This window comes from Paenibacillus sp. RUD330 (assembly GCF_002243345.2).
Taxonomy (GTDB): domain Bacteria; phylum Bacillota; class Bacilli; order Paenibacillales; family Paenibacillaceae; genus Paenibacillus_O.
The window spans coordinates 2,620,204-2,642,075 of the sequence record NZ_CP022655.2 but is presented as its reverse complement, the minus strand read 5'-3'; the positions used below and the strand labels follow the sequence as shown (position 1 = coordinate 2,642,075).

The 21,872-nt window shown below is 58.4% G+C and carries 19 protein-coding genes and 1 pseudogene; 4 read left to right on the top strand and 16 right to left on the bottom strand.

Annotated features, from left to right (window positions below; genetic code table 11):
• Positions 1–5 precede the first annotated feature (5 nt).
• From CIC07_RS12015 to CIC07_RS11970, 10 genes and pseudogenes are all read right to left on the bottom strand, one after another.
• Positions 6–587 carry a DUF1003 domain-containing protein gene (locus CIC07_RS12015; RefSeq protein ID WP_076356019.1) on the bottom strand — a complete coding sequence of 194 codons (582 nt, stop codon included), beginning with the start codon at positions 585–587 and terminating at the stop codon, positions 6–8.
• 42 nt (positions 588–629) lie between these two features.
• Positions 630–1,616: an aldo/keto reductase gene (locus CIC07_RS12010; RefSeq protein ID WP_076356021.1), complete on the bottom strand. Its 987-nt coding sequence runs from the start codon at positions 1,614–1,616 to the stop codon at positions 630–632.
• Between the two features lie 22 nt (positions 1,617–1,638).
• Positions 1,639–1,839, bottom strand: coding sequence for a hypothetical protein (locus tag CIC07_RS12005; protein ID WP_076356023.1), 201 nt, complete (start codon positions 1,837–1,839; stop codon positions 1,639–1,641).
• A gap of 28 nt (positions 1,840–1,867) precedes the next feature.
• Positions 1,868–3,463, bottom strand: coding sequence for an amidohydrolase (locus tag CIC07_RS12000; protein WP_076356025.1), 1,596 nt, complete (start codon positions 3,461–3,463; stop codon positions 1,868–1,870).
• Positions 3,464–3,568: 105 nt separating this feature from the next.
• Positions 3,569–4,129 carry a GNAT family N-acetyltransferase gene (locus tag CIC07_RS11995; RefSeq protein WP_076356027.1) on the bottom strand — a complete coding sequence of 187 codons (561 nt, stop codon included), beginning with the start codon at positions 4,127–4,129 and terminating at the stop codon, positions 3,569–3,571.
• A 169-nt stretch (positions 4,130–4,298) separates the two neighbouring features.
• Positions 4,299–4,463, bottom strand: a complete 165-nt coding sequence (locus CIC07_RS11990; RefSeq protein ID WP_157741900.1) for a hypothetical protein — start codon at positions 4,461–4,463, stop codon at positions 4,299–4,301.
• A gap of 29 nt (positions 4,464–4,492) precedes the next feature.
• The gene (gene aceB, locus CIC07_RS11985; protein WP_076356029.1) at positions 4,493–6,073 is read right to left on the bottom strand and encodes a malate synthase A; all 1,581 of its coding nucleotides are present in this window, start codon (positions 6,071–6,073) and stop codon (positions 4,493–4,495) included.
• Positions 6,070–7,369: pseudogene (gene aceA, locus CIC07_RS25675) on the bottom strand (isocitrate lyase). Before aceA ends, aceB begins: the two are co-directional and overlap by 4 nt.
• Positions 7,370–7,787: 418 nt before the next feature.
• On the bottom strand, positions 7,788–9,119 hold the full coding sequence (locus tag CIC07_RS11975; RefSeq protein WP_076357010.1) for a DRTGG domain-containing protein: 1,332 nt from the start codon (positions 9,117–9,119) through the stop codon (positions 7,788–7,790).
• Positions 9,120–9,305: 186 nt separating this feature from the next.
• Positions 9,306–10,208, bottom strand: a complete 903-nt coding sequence (locus tag CIC07_RS11970; protein WP_159442430.1) for an AraC family transcriptional regulator — start codon at positions 10,206–10,208, stop codon at positions 9,306–9,308.
• Positions 10,209–10,375: 167 nt separating this feature from the next.
• Here CIC07_RS11970 and CIC07_RS11965 point away from each other — a divergent pair, with 167 nt between their 5' ends.
• Positions 10,376–11,419 (top strand): Gfo/Idh/MocA family protein, encoded by a 1,044-nt coding sequence (locus CIC07_RS11965; protein ID WP_076356037.1) that lies wholly within the window; start codon positions 10,376–10,378, stop codon positions 11,417–11,419.
• Positions 11,420–11,449: 30 nt separating this feature from the next.
• Here the strand turns inward: CIC07_RS11965 and CIC07_RS11960 are convergent, their stop codons facing one another.
• The 5 genes from CIC07_RS11960 to CIC07_RS11940 all read right to left on the bottom strand — a co-directional run bounded on the left by CIC07_RS11960 (position 11,450) and on the right by CIC07_RS11940 (position 16,850).
• Positions 11,450–12,613 carry a Ger(x)C family spore germination protein gene (locus CIC07_RS11960; protein WP_076356039.1) on the bottom strand — a complete coding sequence of 388 codons (1,164 nt, stop codon included), beginning with the start codon at positions 12,611–12,613 and terminating at the stop codon, positions 11,450–11,452.
• A gap of 3 nt (positions 12,614–12,616) precedes the next feature.
• The gene (locus CIC07_RS11955; protein ID WP_076356041.1) at positions 12,617–14,095 is read right to left on the bottom strand and encodes a spore germination protein; all 1,479 of its coding nucleotides are present in this window, start codon (positions 14,093–14,095) and stop codon (positions 12,617–12,619) included.
• Positions 14,085–15,167, bottom strand: a complete 1,083-nt coding sequence (locus CIC07_RS11950) for an endospore germination permease (protein WP_076356043.1) — start codon at positions 15,165–15,167, stop codon at positions 14,085–14,087. Before CIC07_RS11950 ends, CIC07_RS11955 begins: the two co-directional genes overlap by 11 nt.
• Positions 15,168–15,384: 217 nt before the next feature.
• Positions 15,385–16,323 (bottom strand): tyrosine-type recombinase/integrase, encoded by a 939-nt coding sequence (locus tag CIC07_RS11945; RefSeq protein ID WP_234992916.1) that lies wholly within the window; start codon positions 16,321–16,323, stop codon positions 15,385–15,387.
• Positions 16,324–16,430: 107 nt separating this feature from the next.
• Complete coding sequence (locus tag CIC07_RS11940; protein ID WP_083687993.1) at positions 16,431–16,850, bottom strand: ArsR/SmtB family transcription factor; 420 nt, start codon at positions 16,848–16,850, stop codon at positions 16,431–16,433.
• A 193-nt stretch (positions 16,851–17,043) separates the two neighbouring features.
• On the opposite strand from CIC07_RS11940, the gene CIC07_RS11935 reads away from it, so the two are divergent.
• From CIC07_RS11935 to CIC07_RS11925, 3 genes are all read left to right on the top strand, one after another.
• A complete protein-coding gene (locus CIC07_RS11935) occupies positions 17,044–19,347 on the top strand; it encodes a heavy metal translocating P-type ATPase (protein WP_076356047.1) in 2,304 nt (767 codons plus the stop codon).
• Positions 19,348–19,551: 204 nt separating this feature from the next.
• On the top strand, positions 19,552–20,436 hold the full coding sequence (locus tag CIC07_RS11930) for an ATP-binding cassette domain-containing protein (protein WP_076356049.1): 885 nt from the start codon (positions 19,552–19,554) through the stop codon (positions 20,434–20,436).
• 2 nt (positions 20,437–20,438) lie between these two features.
• On the top strand, positions 20,439–21,158 hold the full coding sequence (locus CIC07_RS11925) for a hypothetical protein (protein ID WP_076356051.1): 720 nt from the start codon (positions 20,439–20,441) through the stop codon (positions 21,156–21,158).
• 39 nt (positions 21,159–21,197) lie between these two features.
• Here CIC07_RS11925 and CIC07_RS11920 read toward each other — a convergent pair whose 3' ends face one another.
• Positions 21,198–21,704, bottom strand: coding sequence for a hypothetical protein (locus CIC07_RS11920; RefSeq protein WP_076356053.1), 507 nt, complete (start codon positions 21,702–21,704; stop codon positions 21,198–21,200).
• Positions 21,705–21,872 lie beyond the last annotated feature (168 nt).

Sequence of the window (21,872 nt, the reverse complement as noted above, 5' to 3'; positions counted from 1 at the left end):
ACCACTCAATCGGCTTTCCCTTTGGCGTCAGTCGACCGCAGCAGAGCCTTGATCTCTTCCATATCCCTCTTCGTTTCGCTGCGGAAGCTTGCAAAATCCGCCTCGAGGCGATGCAGATGCCCTTGCATATCGTCGATTTCCAGCTCGGCCTTGTAATTGATCGCATAATCGATCATGCTCTCGCGCTTGTCGCGGGCCGCTTGGCGGTTCTGGCTCATCATGATGATCGGAGCCTGAAAGCCCGCCAGAAACGACAGCACGAGATTGAGCAGGATGAAGGGCGGACCGTCGAAGCGGACCGCCTTTGTCAGCGCCAGGCTGTTGATTACGATCCATAGGGCCAGCACGGCAAAAAAGATGACGATGAATCGCCAGCTCCCGCCGAACTGCGCGATCCGGTCCGCAAGCTTGTCCGGCCAGCGGGTCGTCTTGTCGTATTCCTCGTTCACCTTGGAATGGATCCGCTGTTCGAACTCGGCTACGAGTCCGTTCAGCCTGGACGAATATCGGCTCAGATCGTCTCTGGCAAGCTCGGCTTCCTTTTCAATCTTTTCGGCTGCAGCATCCATATCCTTTGTTTTCGCCATCGCTCGTCTCTCCGATCCGATCATTGTCATCGCCGCATGGATCTATAGAGACAGGGAAGAAATCCAGAAGCTTCCGTCGCGGGAATAATCCCGGTAAGGACCCGGCACGATCCGATCGACGGCATCCAGCTCACCATCCGTCCATGATACGGCCAGCGCGCCCAGGTTCTCCTCGAGCTGCCCGCGGCTTTTGACGCCGATGACGGGAATGACGTTTTTCCGCTGCAGCAGCCAGGACAGGGACAGCTGGCTCAGCTGGACCCCTTTTTCTTCCGCAAGAGCGGCCAGCTGCTCGACGATTTCAAGCTTCTTTCGGTTGCGCGGCTCGGCCATGTTCAAGCGCTCGCCGCGTGAATCGGCCGGAAGAGGCTGATTCTGCCTGTATTTGCCCGACAGCCAGCCGCCGGACAACGGCGAATACACAATCGTGGCCAATCCATGCCGCTCTGAGGCGGGCAGTATTTCCTGCTCGATCGTCCTGTCCAGCAGGCTGTAGGAAGGCTGATTCGAGACGAACCGCTCCAGGTTCATCCTGTCGCTGGTCCAGAGCGACTCCACGATCCGCCAGCCCTCGAAGTTGGAGCAGCCGATATAACGGACCTTGCCCTGCTTGACGAGATCATCGAGCGCTCTCAGCGTTTCGTCCAGCGGAGTATGGGTATCCGGACGATGGATCTGATACAGGTCGATGTAATCGGTGCCGAGCCTTTTCAGGCTGTGCTCCACCTGCTTCATGATCCGGTAGCGGCTGGCCCCTTCTCCATTGGGACCTTCCTCGGTCCTCACCTTGAATTTGGTCGCGACGACGACCTTGTCCCGTCGGCCCTTCAAGGCTTTGCCGATGATCTCCTCCGACGTGCCCTTGCCGTAGGTATCGGCTGTATCCAGGAAATTGATTCCGGAATCCAGCACCCGGTCAATGACCGCGAGAGAGCTTTGTTCATCCATATCCCAGCTGCCGTACGTCATCGTGCCGAGGCAGAAGCGCGAAACCTCCAGTCCCGATCTCCCCAAGTACGTATAGTCCATGATTCCATTCCTCCCCCGATGATCAGTTGAATACGAACCAGATCAGAGCGACGACGCTGAGCACGGCCGTCACGGCATACAGCATGCTGAGCCTTGCCCATTTCTTACCGTGCGCTCGGTCGTAAGCGGGGTTTCCGTTTTGATTTTCCTTGGAAAAGCCAACCGCCAATGTAGCGCCGATCGCCGCCAGAATGACGGCCCCTACGAGAATATAACTGAACATGACAATCTCCTTATCGATTTGATGGATGTCAGGCTTGATAAGCGACGATGCCGTTGACGACCGTCATGAGCGCCTTGGCATGGAGCAGCTCGTCGGGATCCATGCCGTCATGGATCCGGCGGTCGACGACCGTGAAGTCGGCATGCTTGCCGATCCCGATCGAGCCTCTCCGGTCGGCCTCTCCCGCCGCGGACGCGCTGCCGTGCGTGAACAGCCCGACGGACTGCGAGATGCTCAGCTTCTCCTCCGGCAAATAGCCTTCATGCCGCTCGCCGGGCTTGCGTCTCGTTGCCGCGGCATGAATGCCGAGGAACGGATTCAGCGGCTCGATCGGCGCATCGCTGCCTCCGGAGCAGGGCAGTCCCGTCTGCAGCCATTTCTTCCAGGCGTATAGATAGCTTGTCCGCTCCGGGCCGACCCGGTCCATGACCCAGGGAAAATCGCTCGGCACGAACCGCGGCTGCAGATCGACGGCCAGATTCATCCTCTTCATGCGGTCCACCGTAGCCGGCTGCACGATCTGGGCGTGGATGAAGCGGTCCGGAAGCTTGGCGTCCGCGGCCGCCGGATGCGCCTCCAGCACATCCGCCATCATCTCGGCGGCACCGTCCCCGATCGCGTGGAAGGCGATCGGATATCCCATCTGCCGCGCCCTGCCGACGATGCCGGCCAGCTCCTCCGCTGTATGCATCGCCAATCCCAGCGCGGCGGGAGCGTCGTGATAAGGCTCCTTGAGCAGCGCCGTGCGTCCGCCGACGGCCCCGTCGGCGAACAGCTTCACCGCTCCGATCCGCAGCCAGTCGCTGCCGCTGCCTGCCCTCATCCCGAGCTCCTTGATCTCGTCCAGGAAGCCGTGGAACATCAGCTGATGGGTCCGGAAGGCCAGGCCTTCCTCCCGCAGCTCGCTCTGGATGCGCAGCATCGCTTCCACGCTGCCGAGCAGCCGTAGATCCTCGGTATGAGCGGCCGTCAGTCCGAGGCGGAGCGCATCCTCGCCGGCCCGCCTCATCGAGCTTTTCAGGAATTCGTAATCCGGCTCGGGCTGGACGGCGGCGAATGGAGCGGATGCATTCTCGTAGATCCAGCCGTTCAATTGTCCGCCTGCATCTCTGCCTAACGCGCCCGATTCCGTATCGGGAGTGTCCGCCGTAACGCCGGCTCTGCGGAACGCTTCCGAATTGCCGAGAAACGCATGGAAGCAGGTCCGAGTGAGATAGACGGGATGCCGCTCCGTGATTTCATCGAGCTCGCTCCGATGCGGCGCCGTTCCGTCCGGGAAGTTGTTCTCGTTCCAGTTCAGTCCGAGAATCCATTCGCCGTCCGGCGTGGAGGCGGCCCGCTCGGCGATCATGGCCAGCATCTCTTCCTTCGACGCCGCATCGGTGAAGTCCAGCATGCCGAGCTTCATGCCATGCATCCCGAGATGCATGTGGGCATCGACCAATCCGGGCAGCACCTGCGCCCCGTTCCAATCGACCTTGGCGTAAGGACGCCCGCTGAGCTGCAGCTCCAGCTCGGAAGCGGTTCCAATCGCGCGGATGATGCCATTCTCGACGTAGACCGAGTCGGCCGCGGCCGATTCGGCCATGAACAGATTGCCGTGTACGAACAAGACGGCAGACATGTCGACCCCTCCCCGATTTTTTCCTTCATTATACCAAATCGCCGCTCCCGCAAAAGAGAAAAAACCGCCACGCTCGTGACGGTCTTGTGCCTAAAGCTGTCCAGCCTACAGAGGTTGCTTCCGGTGCAGCTGCCTGTACTCGTCCTCGAGAATGGCCATGAGAATGGAGTCATGATAGGCATGATCATAATACAGCGCCTCGCGCTGCACGCCCTCGCGCTTGAAGCCGAGCTTCTCGTAGACATGCGCCGCCCTGTTGTTGAATGCGAATACGTTCAGCTCGATGCGATGCAGATTGAGGATGCCGAAGCCGTAGTCCAGCATGAGCCGCATGGCCTCGCTTCCGTAGCCTTTGCCCTGATGGGACTTGTCGTTCAGCGCGATCCGCATGCCCGCATTGCGGTTGTTGCGGTCGATGTCCTGGATCGCGATGTCTCCGATCCGCTCATCCGTATCCCGGAGAGCGATCAGCAGAAGGACGGAAGAGGCATCCTTCCCCTTGCCCTGGAGATAATCCGCGACTTGTTCCCTCGTATGGTGCTTCTGAGTGCCGGTGAGCATCCGCGTCTCGGACTCGTACAGGCCGCTGTAATACCAGTCGGCATCCCAGGCTTCCACAGGTCTCAGATAGACGGATTCTCCTTCCAGAAATCGGACGGGTTTCATGATGGCTGTTCCCCTTTTCTAGTACATGCATTATTCCAAGAGATTACCAGCCTCCGTGCGGCCCGTCCAGAGCCGAATCGGTTAAACCCGTTTTTTACCATCCTTTCGGACCGGAACATAGATGAAGGACGCCTGTTCAGGCGTCCTGGCCGAAAGTCGATTCGAGGCATCAATCCCCGTAGTAGTATTGCTTCAAATAATAATGAGAGCTGGACAACCCGTTCTTCTCTCCGCATTCCTCGCAAACCAGCTCTCCGGGCGCCGCCTCTTGCTTTTCGCAGCAGAAGCAAGGCTGCTTGAGGACCGGCCGCTTCGCATCCTGAATCGGCATCATGAACTCTCCTCCTTCGTTTTTTTCTTCCATTAATCCTGCAAGTATCGATAAGCATCAACCGTAAGGAACTCTGCGAACGTATCGGCAAGCGTCATCGCCGTCAGCAGCTCCTCTGCCCTGCCGTAAGCGCCGGAAGCCGCGGCCGGCAGCTTGCCAAGCTCTTCCTCCAGCAGCTTGCGGTACAAGTCGGCGCTCATTTTCCTGCCGTCCTCCAGAATTCCTTGTGGATGGCGGATCCATTGCCACAGCTGCGCCCTGGAGATTTCGGCCGTAGCGGCATCCTCCATCAGGCTGTTGATCGGCACGGCGCCCGTTCCGCGCAGCCAGGCTTCGATATACTGCAAGCTTACCGACAGGTTCAGGCGGACGCCCGCTTCGGTAATCGGCCCTCGCGGAGCTTCCAGCAGCTGCTCGGCGCCGACGCTGCCGTCAGGGTGGAAGAAGAGCTGATTGTCACCCGGCATATGCTCGTTGAACACTTTCTCGGCAACCGCGACAAGCCCGGGATGGGCGACCCAAGTGCCGTCATGGCCGAGCCGGACTTCCCGCAGCTTGTCGAGGCGCACCTTATCAAGCGCTTGTTCGTTGGCGGCGGAATCGTTCTTGATCGGGATTTGCGCCGCCATGCCGCCGATGCAGAACGCTCCGCGCCGGTGGCAGGTCTGGACCGCAAGCCGCGCATAAGCGGCCATGAACGGCGAGTCCATCGTCACGAGGCTCCGATCGGGCAATATGGCCTCGGGATGGGCGCGCAGCTTTTTGATATAAGAGAAAATGTAGTCCCACCGGCCGCAGTTCAGCCCGTCGGCATGGTCCCGAAGCACGAACAGGATCTCTTCCATCTCGAACGCAGCCGGCAGCGTCTCGATCAGAACCGTCGCCCGGAACATGCCGCGCTCCAGGCCGAGCTCCCGCTCCGCGAATGTAAATACGTCCTCCCACAGCTCCGCTTCCTCCATGCTTTCCAGCTTCGGGAGATAAAAGTACAGTCCGCTCCCTCTGCGAGCCTTCTCCCTGGCGTTATGGAACGCGGCCATGCCGAAATCGAAAAGGGCTGCGGATACGGATTGGCCTTCCCATGCGACATGGCTCTCCTCAAGATGCCAGCCGCGCGGGCGGATTTTGATGACGGCGTGATCGGGCGCAAGCCGGTATGCTTTCCCTTCCGGGCTTTCGTATGCGATCGTTCCCGCTTCCGCATCCCGGATATTGAGCTGTCCGTTCATCGTGTTGGCCCAGGTCGGGGAATTGGCGTCCTCCAAGTCGCACATGAACACTCGGGCTCCGGAATTGAGGGCGTTGATGACCATCTTCCGGTCTCCGGCAGGCCCGGTAATCTCCACTCTGCGGTCTCTCAGCTCCGCAGGCGCAGGGGCGACGCTCCATTCGCCGGTGCGGACCGCCAGCGTATCCGAGCGGAAGTCCGGCTTCTCGCCGCCGTCGAACCGTTGCTGGCGATGCTGTCTCGCCTGGAGCAGCTCCCTTCTCCGATGTCCGAACTGCTGCTCCAAAAGCTGCACGAACGCCAATGCTCGCTTGCCCAGCAGCTCCTGGGCCGCAGAAGACAGCGGAGGGCCCAGCACGGCCAATCCTGCCGCTGGACGGCTCATGATTCGGCTCCCGGGCGGCCGGAGCCGGCGAACTGCTCGGCTTCCGTCGATTCCGCAAGCGCAGCCGTGCTCGCCGTGCCGCCGGAGATGGCATGAAGAACATCGTCGAAGTAGCCGGTTCCCACCTCCCTCTGATGGCGGGTCGCTTCATACCCCTGAGCTTCGGCCGCGAACTCGGCCTGCTGCAGCTCCGAGTAGGCGGCCATGCCGCGGCTGCGGTACTCCTTGGCCAGCATGAACATGCTGTAGTTCAGAGCGTGGAAGCCCGCCAGCGTGACGAACTGGAATTTGTAGCCGAGCTGTCCGAGCTCCCGCTGATAGGAGGCGATCTCCTTCTCGCCGAGCTTCTTTTTCCAGTTGAACGAGGGCGAACAGTTGTAGGCAAGCAGCTTGCCGGGATAGCGGGCATGGATGGCCTCCGCGAACCGCCTGGCTTCCCCGAGATCGGGCTCCGATGTCTCGCACCAGACGAGATCCGCATAAGGGGCATAAGCCAGACCTCTGGCGATCGCCTGCTCCAGTCCGGAGCGGACGTAATGGAAGCCTTCGGCCGAGCGCTCCCCGGTCAGGAATCCGGCATCCGCGGGATCGGAATCGCTGGTGAGCAGCCGCGCGGCATGCGCGTCGGTGCGGGCGATAAGCACGGCATCCACGCCGAGCACATCGGCTGCAAGGCGCGCGGAGACGAGATGGCGGATGGCCTTGCTTCGTCGGCAGCAGCACTTTGCCTCCGAGATGGCCGCATTTTTTCTCCGAGCTCAGCTGATCCTCGAAATGCACTCCCGACGCCCCCGCTTCGATCATCGACTTCATCAGCTCGAAGACGTTCAGAGCGCCGCCGAATCCCGCTTCGGCATCCGCTACGATCGGCACGAAATAATCGAGCGCCCCGACGCCTTCCGAATGCTGGATCTGATCGGCTCGCTGCAGCGCCTGATTGATCCGCTTCACCACGCTCGGCACGCTGTTGGACGGGTACAGGCTCTGGTCGGGATACATCTGTCCCGACAGATTCGCGTCGGCGGCCACCTGCCAGCCGCTGAGGTAGATGGCCTGCAACCCGGCCTTTACTTGCTGCACCGCCTGATTGCCGGTCAGCGCGCCGAGCGCAGGGACGTAATCCTCCTGCTGCAGCATGCTCCACAGCTTATCGGCCCCTCTGCGGGCCAGCGTATGCTCGACCAGGACGGAGCCTCGGAGCTTGAGGACTTCCTCAGGTGAATAAGGGCGGGTTATGCCTACGTATCGCTTGCTGCTCCAGCGCTGCTGGAGCTGTTCGGCCGGTGAACCGGCCATCGACTCGCTCATGGTACAGCCTCCTTCAGGGATTATGGAAAAGCGCTGCCGACCTGCGATGCCGGCGCTATCCGGCTTCCGACTCCAGATAACCGCTCCCCTCGCAGCGGGGACATGGAAGAAGCCGATCCCCATGGACCGTTTGCAGGTCATCCCCATTGATTCCCGGAGGACACTCCTTCTGATGCAGGTCGCCGTCTCCTTGGCACAAAGGACAATCCATGCCGATCACCTCTCTGTTATAGTCTGTTTTATATTTGTATATGTATTATATAACAGTAATTCGAAAATGTTCAATACTGTTTTTATAATTTCCAATCTGTTGTATAACAATAAAACAAACGCAAAAAAACCCGCCAGCATCGCGGGTTTTCCATCGGACGGATTCCTTCCGCCGGCCGGCATCGGCCTGAAACTGCTATTCCATTAAACGCGCTGTCAGCATGGACTGCGCCACTTTGCGTTCTCCGGCGAATACTTGAACCTCGGCCTTGCAGAACTTCCTGCTGATCTCGATGATCGTCGGGTACAGCCGGAGAATCTGATCGATCTCCACCGGAGCGAGGTAATAGACCGAGTGGCTGTCCGTAATGAGGTCGCTCCGCCGATGCTCCTTGATCGCCCGCACGGCCGCCTGATGGATGAGCCCGGACATGACGCCTTCCGACATGCTGCCGATCTGGTTGCTCATGAGAGCGGCTGCAGGCCCTTCATAGTAGAGACGGCCTTCCTCATCGCGCTCCTCGCTGAACAAGGCGCGCATCTGATCCTCCAGCGTCTCTCCGTTCTGCGGCTGATGCTGGATCTGCTGCATCGCGCGCAGCACATCCTTGCGGCTGATGACCCCGGTCAGCTTGCCGGCGGAATCGGTGACCGGGAGCAGCTCGATCGCTTCGGCGACCATCATATGGCCGGCTGTCGCGACCGAGGTGCCCGGGCTCACCGTTTTCGGCTCCGTTGTCATCCGCTCGGAGATCGGCTGGTGCAGCTCCGCTCCGATCAGGTCCTTCGTCGTCACCATGCCTACCGGGCGAAGGCTGTTGTCCACGACGGGGAAGCGGTTATGGTTCGTCTCCTCGATTTTGCTCATCGCATCCCCGACGCGGTCGCTATCATGCAAGTAAGCCGGCGGCATGTCCGTCCGCAAGATGTCGCCTACAAGCACGATCTGCTTCTTGATCAGCCGGTCGTAGATCGCGCGGTTGATCAGCGCGGCCACCGTAAACGTATCGTAGCTGCTGCCGAGGACCGGCAGCTCCAGCCGGTCCGCCAGAGCGATGACCTCGGCGCTCGTGCCGAAGCCTCCGGTCACGAGCACGCCAGCCCCGAGCGACAAGGCGCTGTGATGGGCTTTTTCCCGGTTGCCGACGATAAGCAGATTGCCCGGTTCGATGTAGCCCATCATCGCCTCCAGCTGCATCGCCCCGATGACGAATTTGTTCAGCGTCTTCGGAAGGCCTGATTGTCCCCCGAGCACATGCCCGTCGACGATGCCGACGATCTCCTCGAAGGTCAGCTTGTCGATCCGCTCCCTCTTCCCGGAATCCACCCGGACCGTTCCCGTCCGCAGCTTCGTGCTGACGATCCCTTTGGCCTCCGCATCCTTGATCGCCCGGTATGCCGTTCCTTCGCTCACTTCCAGCGTCTGCGCCAGCTTGCGCACGGATACTCTCGATCCGACTTCGAGGCTCTCCATATAAGCGATGATCTGGTCATGCTTGGTCGAGAAATCCGCAGGTCCCACCGTCATCATCCTTCCATTTTCAACCTGTACCCAAACAGTATATAACAGCCGGGCAGCCAGGCAAAACAGGGCGTACAGCATTCAACCCCGTGTCCGCCATTCCAGCGTCATGGCCGCTGCTCGATGCCTGAGGCATCGCCGCCATATCGATTGTGCCGTCGCCGACTTATCCATCCTGTTGGCCGTCTCCGCCTATCCGTCGTCAGCCTGCTGCCCGTCCGAAAAGGCCCTTTTCCTCGCTTGCGACGGCGTCATGCCGACGTATTGCTTGAAAAGCCTCGTAAAATAATTGGGGTTGCTGCAGCCGACTCGTTCCGCGATTTCGGTGACGGACAAGCCGGTTTCCAGGAGCAGCTTGGCGGCTTCCTGCATTCGGCAGCGGTTCACGTAATCGGTGAATGTCCTTCCGGTCAGCCTCCTGAACAGCTTGCAGAAATGATGCGGGCTCACGCTCACCATCCTGGCCGCTTCCCTGACTCCCATAGGGGCGCCGCCGCTGTCTTCCACATGCCGAATCAATTCCTTGAACCGTTCCTGCCTCAATCCTGCGTCCCTTGCCCGGCCCGCCTGGCCAGGAGGCAGATGCGTCCGAGCGAGCAAAGCAAAGGCAAGGAACAAATAGGTTTTGGCGATCATCCGTCCGGAAGCGGAAAACCCCGTCCCGGACTCCGCAACAGCCTTGCCGAGCAAGCGAGACGCTTCTTCTCCGCATTGACCCGGACAGGCAGGCAAGGAGGCTCTTCCTTCCAGATAAGGGACAAGAAACGCGTCATAGTCCTCTTCCTTGGCCCAGTCGCTGAACAGCGCCCCGTTGAACACAATGGAGACATACTCCACCTGCTCCGGACTGCGGCTGAATCCCGTATGCAGATCGCCCGCCTGCACGACGAGCAGCGTTCCCGGCTCCGCCTCGCATACCTGGCTGCCGATATGGAAGACGGCCCGTCCCCGCCTCATCAGGATGAACTCGAAATGTTCATGCCAGTGCAGGAACAGGACGCATTGGCCAGGCTTTGTTTCTCCGGAAGCGTTGAAAAACAGTTTGAACGGATAGCTGCGGTCCAGAGGGTTGTTCTCCCAATGTTCCCGGTTCATCTCCATCGGCTTCACCTGCACAAGATAAGAGTGGTTTTGCGCAATTTTGGATCGAGATTATAGGGGTGAAATGCGTTACAATTCACTTGACAGCGTTTACTATAGCTCAAAATCAGAGTGGATGACAAGCCCGACAGGAAGGGCTTGGCTTGAGGAGGCTGGTACAAATGGAAGAGAAGGCGTTTCGAATTGTCGTCGCCGGATGCGGCGGCATGGCGAATACTTGGGTGGAATACGCAATGGGCAGACAGGATGCGGAGATTGTCGGACTCGTCGACATCCGTCTGGAGTCCGCGGAGCAAATGGCCGAAAGGCATGGGCTAAGCTGCGGGAAGCATGTGTCGCTTGAGGAAGCGATCCGGGAAAACGGAGCCAATCTCGTGTTCGATGTCACCATCCCGGCCAGCCATCACGAGATCGGGACGGCTGCGATGAAGCTTGGCTGCGACGTATTCTCCGAGAAGCCGCTCGCCGAATCGCTCGACGGCTGCCTCGATCTCGTCCGGGTATCGGATGAGACGGGACGATGTCATGCCGTCATGCAGAACAGGCGCTTCGACCCGAATATACGGGCGCTGCGGCATCTGATCGAGGAAGGAACGATCGGCAAGCCGGGCTTCGCCGGAGCGGACTTTTTCATCGGCGCTCACTTCGGCGGCTTCCGGGATGCCATGGAAAGCCCTCTCATTCTGGATATGGCCATCCATACGTTCGATCAGGCGAGGCTTATTCTCGGCGCCGACCCTGTATCCGTCTATTGCCATGAATTCAACCCTGCCGGGTCCTGGTATGCGGGAAGCGCGGCTGCCGTCTGCATCTTCGAAATGTCCGACGGCTCCGTGTTCAACTACCGGGGCTCCTGGTGCGCAGAAGGCGCCCCCACCTCATGGGAAGCCCAGTGGCGGATTACAGGCTCTGCCGGAACGGCGATATGGAACGGCGCGGACCGCCCTTACGCGGAAGTCCTCGCCCCCGAGCAGGAGGAGCAAGCCTTCTTGAAGGCGACGAAGCGGATCGAAGCCTCCCCGGAAGCCGGCGGAGCCTCCTGGCATCACCGCTGCCTGGACGAAATGTTCGCCTCCCTCCTGCAGGAACGCCCCGCCGAAACGGACTGCCGGGACAACCTTTTCAGCATGGCGATGGTGCTCGGCGCTATGGAAAGCTCAAGAAGCGGGCGGAAGGTGCTCCTATCGGAGCTTCTGGGACGCTAGCTGCACTTTCTCTATGATGAGATGGGTCCGTCACCGGGCGACCTCTCCGATCATGGCATTCTTGAGAGCGCCGGAATGGCTGATTCGCGAATTCACCTTGATCTCCACAACCGGGTTCATGTCGAACAGAGACGTATCGTTCCCCAACGCTTTCCACGCACGGTTGGCTTTTTTGTACATCGCATGCTCCAAATTCAGGAGGTCCGTCTTGGTGCGGATGGAGTGCTCGACCATCTGGCGGACCTCTTCTTCAATTTTTATGTTGGAAGCTGCCTCCAGCTGGGACAAGGACAAGTACCTCTCGTTTTGCCGCGACGAAATGTATCCTTTGGTCTGGATTTCGACCTCGAATGTGGGGGTCGGACCCGGGCGGACGGAAATGCTGGATTTCGGATCCAGAAAAATAATCTGCACATCCGTTTTGTCCTCCGAAGGCACAAGCACTGATATCCGGTTCGATTCCTCGGTAAGCCAGCGCATTCCTTGCAGCTGCTTGATCGGAACGAGCGACTGCAGACGCTTTTCCTTGATGAAGTAAGCCCCGCTCACATACGGCTTTTCCTCTTTTCCCTTCTGGTCCTTCCACTGCGTCTTGTTAATGGACACCGCCGGTATATAAGCGGTCTCTCCCGGCTCGAATGCGCTCCGCATCAGCTCGAACAACTGCACGGGCTCAAGCTGGGAATTCTGAATGAAGATGGACTTGGGCTCATGCAAAATCGTATTCAGCGCCGATTGCCGGAAAAATCCGTTCATCATGAGGATATCCTCCATCTTGTCCTTCGTCGCGTATACCCAAGGCGTCAGCCTGATTTCATGGTATCGGGGCAAGCTGTCGAACACATGCTCGAGTCCATGCCGGATAGCCCCTTCGCCGAAAATGACAGCCGTCATATGCGACCAGACAATCATGGATTGGCTCGTTTTATAGATCTCAAACATCGCGTCGTTCAGCGTGGAGCCCTGTCCATGGCCGACCCAGATCATCGGACTTTGGTCGTTCGCGTTCGTTTCCGTCTTGGCGACGGAAGCGAAGTCGAGCATCTGATAATACCCGACGTACCTTCCGTCCACGTAATCGATTCCGATGGCAGTAACATAATTCAGATCCTGGGGATCGACGATATCCGTGCTTCCCGAGCAGGAGGTCATCGTCAGCAGGACCGCGAGTCCGCCCAGCGCGCGCCGCAGCATAAATTATCCCCTCTTCCGTTTTTTCAGCATTGTTGCCGTATAATTGCGCCTTTGGCGCGGGTTCAAGGCCAAGGCGGACATCCATTCCCGGAATCGCAAGGAAGCGATCGGCTCCAGATAGTTGAGGCCGAACGAATCGAGCCGGCAAAGATAGATCAGGATGCCGATGCCGGACAGCATGAATCCGTACACGCCCAAGTAAGAGGAGAAGAGCAGGACGAACAGCCGAATGACGCTCACTGTGCCGGAAAGGGATTGGTTGACGAGCACGAACGTCGCGACGGCCGAGGTCGAGATGACCACGAGCATCGTCGGCGAAGCCAGTCCTGCGCGGACGGCGGCATCGCCGATGATGATGCCGCCGACGATGCCGACCGTTTGGCCGACCGCTTTGGGGAGCCTGACCCCCGCTTCCCTCAGGAGCTCAAATAAGATCAAGAGAGTCAGCGCCTCCAGCGCCAGCGGGAGCGGAATGCCGCTTCGGGAGACAACCACCGTCGCCAGCAGCTGGAAAGGAATTTGGGATACGTTCACCGAGCCTATCGCAACCCAGAAGCCGGGCAGGAAAATGGCGGTCAGAAACCCGACCATCCGGATCAGCCGCTGAAGAATGACGAAATGATACGGGTAATGCACATCCTCCGGCGACTTGAGCACCTCGAAGAAATTGATCGGACCGATGAGCACCATCGGAGACCCGTTGACGATGACGATGAACCTGCCTCTAAGCAGGCATTCCGTGGCGAAATCGGGCCGGGCAATGTAATCGAAGAGAGGAAACAGGGAAAAAGACCGGTCCGACAGCCACTGCTCCAGCTGGCCGCTCCCGATGATGCTCTCCGTCTCGAAGCTGGAGAGCCGTTTCCTAATTTCCTCGATAAGGACCGGATCGGCTTTATGGTCGAGATACACCAGGTATACCTTCGTGCGGCTCAAGGACCCGATATCGAACTGCTCGCTGAACAGATGGGACGTCTGCAGCCTTTTGCGGATCAGGGCCAGGTTCGTATTCACCTCTTCGGTGAAGGCGTCCTTGGGTCCTTTGATGGAAATTTCCGTATTGGACTCCGCAGGCTGCCGCTTCGGAATATCCGCGATGTTGAGAGCGTGGAACCTGCGCTCACCCGCTTGATGAAAGAGGACATAACCGGTGAACAGCAGATCGATCATCCGGCTGGCGGTATCCGCCTCGATGATCGGCGGGGCCGCCGGCGGGCCGCCCTGCCCGCTCCCCCCTTTGTCGAGCCAAGCGATAAGCGGGTTCATATACTCGTTCAGCTCGGCATTATCGATCATTCCATCGCAGTAGAAGACAGCGAACTTGGATGCATAGCTTTCCGGAACGGGAGCAAAAAAAAGATCGGAGTAGACCGAGAGCCCTTGCTTCAGGTCCTCTCCCTTCAGCCCGCCCGCCGCAAGCAGCTCCTCCAGACGCATAATCGCCGGCGGCTGCTGCTGCTTATCCTTCTGCTTATCCTTCATTTCGGCTCATCCCTCTTCCAGGCGGAATGAAGCTGGCGATGAACAAGATCAGCAGCATGGCAAGACCGAATAGGACGAGTCCCGGAAAATAAAGGAACTCCATGAAATGCTGCATCGTGATGTCGCTGATGGGCATCAAGATCATGACGACGAGCGCAAGCGCCACACCCGAAGTCCACCAACGGCGGAATCGGATCGATTTCGTCTCCAGAATATCCGTCAGCAGGAACAGCATGAGAGCGATCCGGACGAGAGAGCCGCTCATCAGCTGCAGGATGGCCAGGAAATCGACATGGGAAATCCGCTTGCCGACAATGAGCAGCCTCCATTGCTCGAAGGCGGGAAAACGCAGGCTTGCGGCCACCGACGGACCGAACGCGGCGAGGCTTCCTGTTACGGGGCCGATGACGAGCCCGCACAGCAAGGTGATCAGGATGACGAGACCGATATAGTTGAGAGGTTTTTTGAGCTTATGCTGCAGCAGGAGCAGCAGCAGCAGATCCGTCGTTCCGCCCACGACGATCATGCTCCCCTTGAGCACTGGACCCGCTCCGTTGGCCAGGACGGGCAGCAAATAGCCGTAATCCTTGGCGTAGAACGTAAACGCCGACACGAAATGGCCCAGCAGCCAGACGATCGGCAGAAGCATCGCCGACATTTGGAACAGCGTGCTTCCTCCCTTGTAGGAGGCGCCAAGGGCGAACAGCATGAACATTACGGTAACAATCCAGATGGGCGTGAAAGGCAGGAAAAAAATCGTCACGACCTCGATCATATCGAAAAGGGCGATGTACCCCGCGAGAAAATAGTTCACAGCCAAAACCGCGATCAGCGGAACGGCGATCCAGATGCCCATCCGCGACTTCAGCCAGCCATACAGCTTCTCCTTGCCGATGGATTTGGATATCCGCACAAAGAACAGGCCCGACACAAGCAGAACTACATAGGCGACCAGGACGCTGATCCAGGAATCCCTGCCGGAAGTCTTCAGCAGCTGCGGCAGAATGAGTACATGATTCGATATGCCCAGAGATAACAGGAGAAGGAAAATAACCTGCGTCCGTGAGTACATGTTGTTTTCGCCTCCTATGCAGCAAGTAACGCTTAGAGTATCCATTTTCATCCATGGATATTCGGCGGCGAACCCGCTTCCTTGCAGGCGAGACGACCATGCCTTCTCGCAGTCGGGCAAAAAAGAACCGCATCTTCGGCCAAAGGCGGAAGATGCGGTCGGCAGGCGTTGCCCGCTGGCACATTCAAGCGGCTATCCCCTTTTCACCCTCAAGCGGCTATCCCCTTTTCACCCACGTCGGTATTTTGCCGGCAACGGAATCCATAGCCTCGCGCAGCTGCTTGTTGTCGATATGCGTATAGATTTGAGTCGTCTCGATGCTGGCGTGCCCGAGCAGCTCCTGCAGCGTCCGGATATCCGTGCCGCTGCGGATCTGCATCGTGGCGAAGCTATGCCTCAGCTTATGGCTCGACAGCTTCTTCATCGACAGCTCCGGCAAGCTGGCCTGCAGCCGGGAGAGCGTGGAATCCGCCATGTTCTGAATCATCCGGATCGACAGGCGCCTGCCGAGCTGGGACACGAACATCGGCTGCTCCTTACCTTGCTTCATCTTGAGCTCGGAGGTTTCCATCATTTGGAGCAGCAGCCGCGCCAGCGACGACGGCAGCGGCAGATAACGCCATTTGCGCCCTTTGCCCAGAACGGACAGCATGCCTTCGGACGTCAGGTCGTGGCGGTTGAGCCTGTGGATCTCTCCGACCCGAAGTCCGGCATAGGACATCAGCAGCAAGATCGACAGATTGCGCTCGCGATGCTTGCCTTCGACATGCTCGAACAGCAGCTGCAGCTGCTCCTCCTCCAGATAGACCGGGATGCGGTTTTTCTGCTGCCTCGATTTGGCCGTCAGCGCGGCCGGATTCACGTTCAGCTGCTCCATCTCGTTGAGCGCCTTGTAAAAGGCGCGCAGAGAGGACAGCTTCCGGTTGCGCGCTTCATCCCCCGCCCCCGCTTCCCGCGTGCGCGACAAATAACGCATAATGTCGAGCTTGGTGGACTGCTCCAGCGGAGCGGGATGCAGCATCGCGAGATATTGGCCGACATCGGCCTTGTAGGCTCTTTCGGTCGAGGCGGTCATGCCCTGGTTTTTCATCCAGATGCCGAACAGCTCAAGTTCCGTTCCATAGGTGTCCAGAAGCTCATGATTCGTTGCGTACAAGTCCTCCAACCTCCCGCTTTGACTGCTTTTATCGCTTTAAAATCGAAGTTGCGTAAAATATGTATTTCACGCCATTTTGAAGGCAAGAAAAATCGGCAATCCTATGGCTAGGAATGCCGGATATGCTGCAGCGTCTGCGTGAATATTTGCTCTACATGGTCGTCGTCCAAGGAGTAGAACACGGTCTTGCCTGCCTTGCGGCGCTTGACGATGCGCATGTTGCGGAGATAACGAAGCTGATGGGATACAGCCGACTGGTTCATATCCAGCAGCACGGTCAAGTCATGCACGCATAATTCGGCATGAAGCAGAGCGCCGACCAGCCTCACGCGCGTAGGATCCGAAAAGGCCTTCATCCAGTCGGCCAGCTGGCCGGCGGAATTCTCATCCAGCATCGAAGCGCGCACCGCATCCAGATTGGCTGTCGACTCTTCCCCGAAGTCCTCGTCGACCACTTCGGCCGTCTCCAACCGCCCCTCGCCGGAATCAGGCCGCTCAGCCGAAGAATAGGATGGTTCATCGGTCATTCTTCATCACTCCGGTTTCTCTAGGGTTGTTTCATTATAACAAACGTGGAGTTAAAGCGGAACTTTTACGGATAATAAAAAAAGACAGCCTTCAAAGGGCTGTTTGCATTGACACCCCATTGGTTTAATCATATTATATGAGCAAGTGATCATATGTTATATTAATTCTCTTACTGGAAAGCAGGTAGCGACGATGACGGAATACCGCGTGAAAGGCCTCAGCTGCGGCAATTGCACGCTCGAGCTCGAACGTGAAATTCGCAAGCTTCCTTACGGCGATACTGCTGCGCTTCATTATTCCTCGGCCCGGCTTGTCATCGACGAGCGGGTGCCGCTCGATAAGCTGCGCAAAATTTTGAAGTCCGACGGAGCGGCTTTGATCGGTTCAGCCGTGCCTGCTTCAAGCCCTGCTGCAGAAGCTTCCTCTTCTTGCGTTTTGCCGGAATCCGGCCAGGATCCCTCCTCGGAGCATGTGCATGGCAGCAGCAGCCATAACCGCTCCGGCTCAAGCCGATCTCCAGGCGATGCGCCGGCTGCTTCCGATGGTTCCCAAGCTGCCGGCCCTGCTGCCGAAGCTGCTCAACCCCTCAGCCATGACCACTCCCATGATCAGAATGGGGATCACCATGACCATGACCATGGAGGCGCAAGCCGCTTGACCATATCTCTATTAGGCGCCTCCTTCCTCCTGTTCGCTGTGGCGGCATGGTCATCGCTTCTCTCCGACACGATGCAGGTCGTCTTTTATGTCGCGGCGATCGTTCTGAGCGGCTGGTCGACGTTCTGGAGAGGGCTCCGCAATCTGCTGCGCTTTCGCTTCAACATCGATACGCTCATGACCGTCGCCTTGATCGGAGCGGCCGCGATTCAGGAATGGAAGGAAGCGACGCTCGTCGCCATTCTGTTCGGCATCAACGAGCTGCTTGAGGGCCTCGGCATGAACCGCGCCCGCCGTTCCATGGACCGGCTGCTGCAGGCGGCGCCGAAGGAAGCCGTGCTGCTGGCCGGCGGCAGCCAGCAATCCGTCCCGGTAAGCCGGCTTCGCGAGGGCGATCTCGTGCTCGTCAAAGCAGGCTCGCAGATTCCATCGGACGGGACGATCGCAAGCGGGCAGAGCTCTGTCAACGAAGCGGCGATCACAGGCGAGTCGCTCCCCGTCGACAAGAGGATCGGCGATCAGGTTTTCGGCGGCAGCCTCAACAACGAAGGCATGCTGACAGTCCGGATCGACCGGGCTTACCAGCAGTCCTCGCTGGCCAAAATCCTGCAGCTCGTGCAGGAGGCCCAGGAATCGAAAACGCCGACGGAGCTGTTCATCAACCGCTTCTCCCGGTATTACACGCCCTTTATCATGCTTGTTTCCCTGCTCGTCATCCTCATCCCTCCGCTGCTGCTCGGAGGTTCATGGAACCACTGGCTTTATGAAGGCCTGGCCGTCCTTATCGTAGGATGCCCATGCGCCTTGATCCTCTCCTCGCCTGTTGCCATTCTGGCCGGAATTACCCGATTGGCGCGCGAAGGAATTCTGGTCAAAGGCGGAGCCTTTTTGGAGCAGCTCGGCAAAATCGATACGATCGCCTTCGACAAGACCGGAACGCTGACCAAAGGCCGGCCGCATGTCGCTGCCGCTGAAATTTGGGATGAGCGGTTCCTGCCGATCGCGGCCGCGATCGAGAGCGGTTCGTCCCATCCGCTTGCGGGAGCGGTTCTGGATTATGCCAGGCAGCACTCCGTGCCTGTCGAGCCGCTGGAATCGGAGACGGCCGCCGGGCGCGGGCTGAAGGCCACGAAGGACGGAACGACCTATACCCTTGGCAGCCAGCAGCTCATCGAGAGTCTCGGACTTGCCGGTTATGACAGCATCAGAACATCGGTCGAAGCATTCCTGAATCAGGGGTATACGCTTGTGCTCGTCGCCGACGATACCCGCGTGCTGGGCATGTTCGGCATATCCGACGAGCTGCGGCCGGAAAGCCCGACGGTGCTGCAGGGGCTGCGGCGGGCGGGCATTCGCCGCACGGTCATGCTAACCGGCGACAACGCCCAATCCGCGGACCGCATGGCCAAAGCAGCCGGCTTGACCGATGTATACGCCGGCCTGCTGCCGGAGGATAAAGTCAAGCGGATCCAAGAGCTCAAGTCTTCCGGCAAGGTGGCCATGATCGGCGACGGCATCAATGACGCCCCAGCTTTGGCGGCAGCCGATCTCGGCATCGCCATGGGAAAAGGCACGGACAGCGCCATTGAAACGGCCGATCTGGTGCTCATGCAGGACAATCTGACGAAGCTTCCCTCTGCTGTCCGGACCGCAAAAACGACGAATCGGATCATCCGCTTCAATCTATCCGTCGCTCTCGGCCTCAAGCTCATCGCCCTTTTGCTCACCATTCCGGGCTGGCTGACCCTGTGGATCGCGATCCTGTCGGATATGGGCGCCACGATCTTCGTGTCGCTGGTCAGCCTGACGCTGCTCATTCCGGCACGAAAAACAAGATAATGCCGCTTCCCAGACATCATTAAAGGCGCCTTTCCCACAGGAAATGCGCCTTTTGCTGTTCCGATTATATGGCAAGGCAAGCGGCTTCGATTCATCCGTTTCCCTATCGGTGGAGCCGCGGAAACTTCCAGACATTGCCTCTCGGCGGTCAAATAAGGTACGCTGGATACAAGCGGAAGCGAAAACTCAAGGGAGGCAAGGCTTGTGGAGCAAGAACCGATCATCACTCTTTCCAATATCTCCAAATCCTATGAAAAGCGAAAAATATTATCTTCGGTCAACTTATCCATTCTTCCTGGACATGTCTATCTGCTGCAGGGGAGCAACGGCTCCGGCAAGAGCACGCTCATCAAAATCGCCGCGAACCTGGTGGCTCCTTCTTCCGGCATACGCAAGGCTGCCGCAAGCAGAGCCATTCGGATCGGTTACGCGCCCGACCATCTTCCCAAGCTGAAATTGTCGTCGTCTGAATACCTCCGATATATGGGACGGATTGCCGGCATGGACAAGCAGGTCTTGGCGGACAAAATCCTCGAGCTCCATCGGCTCTTTCAGCTGGATCCTGATTCCTCCGCCTATCTGCTCCACTATTCCAAAGGAATGCTCCAAAAAGTTAACCTCATGCAGGCTTCGCTGCAGAAGCCGGATCTGCTTTTGCTGGATGAACCGCTGTCCGGCCTGGATGCGGAATCGCAAGCTCATCTGCTGGAAGCGCTGCAGAAGATCCATGGGCAAGGCACAGCGATCGTGGCAGCCGTGCATGATTCCTTGCTGATCGAGGCTCTTGGCGGCACCCTGCTGCAGCTGAACGAGGGCATCCTATCGGCGGAACCGGGCGTCCCGTCAAAACCGGCAGCAGCTGCCCCTGGCAGCCTGGTCGAAGTCAAAGGCAAAGCCGAGCCGGACGTGCTGGCCGAAATTCTGATGAGATATCCGCAAGCCAGGCGCAAGCCTGTCGAGTCCATGGATTCGACCGGTTCCGATGATTACACTGTCCATCTCCCCCATGTACAGTCGCAGGCGTTCCTGCTGGCCTTGCTGCAAGCCGGGGCCGTCGTCGACCGCATGATTCCGATCAAGGAGGGCTGAAAATGCGCCACCTGCTGGCCTACCATTACCGCTGCCATGTTCGTTCTTACCGCTATGCGGCGCCGCTCTCGCTGTTCCTGCTCGCTCTTTTGTTCATCTACGCCCAGGTTCCGAATCCGGTCATGGGCAGCTATGCGTTTTCCTCCTCCTTATTGTTCCTGATTATGATTTGGGTGTGCATCGGAGTCATGGAAGGAGAAGAAGCCAATCAGGACATGATCCTGTCGCTGCAGGCGGGCTCGTTCCTGCGGCTGTTCGCTTCCAAGCTGCTCTACGCTTGGTTCTTTTCGCTTCCCTTGGCAGCATTCGCCGTTTTATATCCCGCCCTGTTCCACAAGTTCGCCAGAGCTCCCGAGCTGTCCGAATTGGCCTTTTCATTCGGAAGCCATATGGTGATGTCCGTGCTCGGCGTCGGACTTGCATCGTTGTTCAACAGCAGATTGATAGCATCCCGTTCGATCTCCTATCTGCTGCTGCTGGCCGCCATTGCCCTGTCTTTCTCGGGACAAGGCATCCGGGACAAGCTTCCGATGCCGGCAAACAGCCTGGCTTGGCTTTCTCCTCCCGCTTGGAGCATGGTTCGCACCCTGACGCAGTACGACGGCGCAGCCCTTGCGGCCAGGATAGCGGCGCTTGCTTATCCTTTGCTGTACGGAGCCGTCGCGGCTGCCTTGGCGGGCCAGCTCATGAACCGCCGCAAGCTCGATCTTCCAGCCAAATGATCCGGAACAAAAAGCCCCGCTCATAGGCGGGGCTTCTCATTAAGGCACGAATTGTTGAACAATCTTCGTTACGACACCGTCCTTGACGGTGATATGATAAGGGAAATAGCTCAAATCCAGCACGTCGGTCTGCGGATAAAGCTTGGCGAATTTCTCGAGCGGGATCGGCTCGTTCCACTCGGTATCCGCCGCGTCGTTTCCTTTGTCATAGATCTGCATCAGGATTTCTGCGTCCGGAGCCACCTCGTAGGTTTTGACGGAAGGATCGTCATTGACGATGTAATAACCGTCCGGAGCTCCGTCCAAGCCGGAATCCGGCTCATGCTTGAGGAATTGCTCATCGGCCTGAGCGCCTTCGTACCAGTCGATCTTATCGGCGGTTATGTACCATTTGCCGTCTTTATGAGTCATTCCATTAATGTAGTCCGTTTGGGTATCGGCGGTCTTCTTCACGGGCTGATAATCGCCGCCGACCGCGTTGGCCGTGGAGATGAAGTAGAATACGATTGCCGCTGCAGCCATCATGCTGAACATCGTTTTTTTCATTGGGGTTCGACTCCCTTTCTCTTCGCAGGCCGATTCATTGGCATATTACCCGTTCTCGTCTCCCCTGAATCATTTGCCCTTGTTCCCTATTATAAACGGCTCATCTCCCCAAGAAGTTGCAACAAAGTTACAAATGGCTGTAACCTGTATCTAAAGACTATGTTCTTG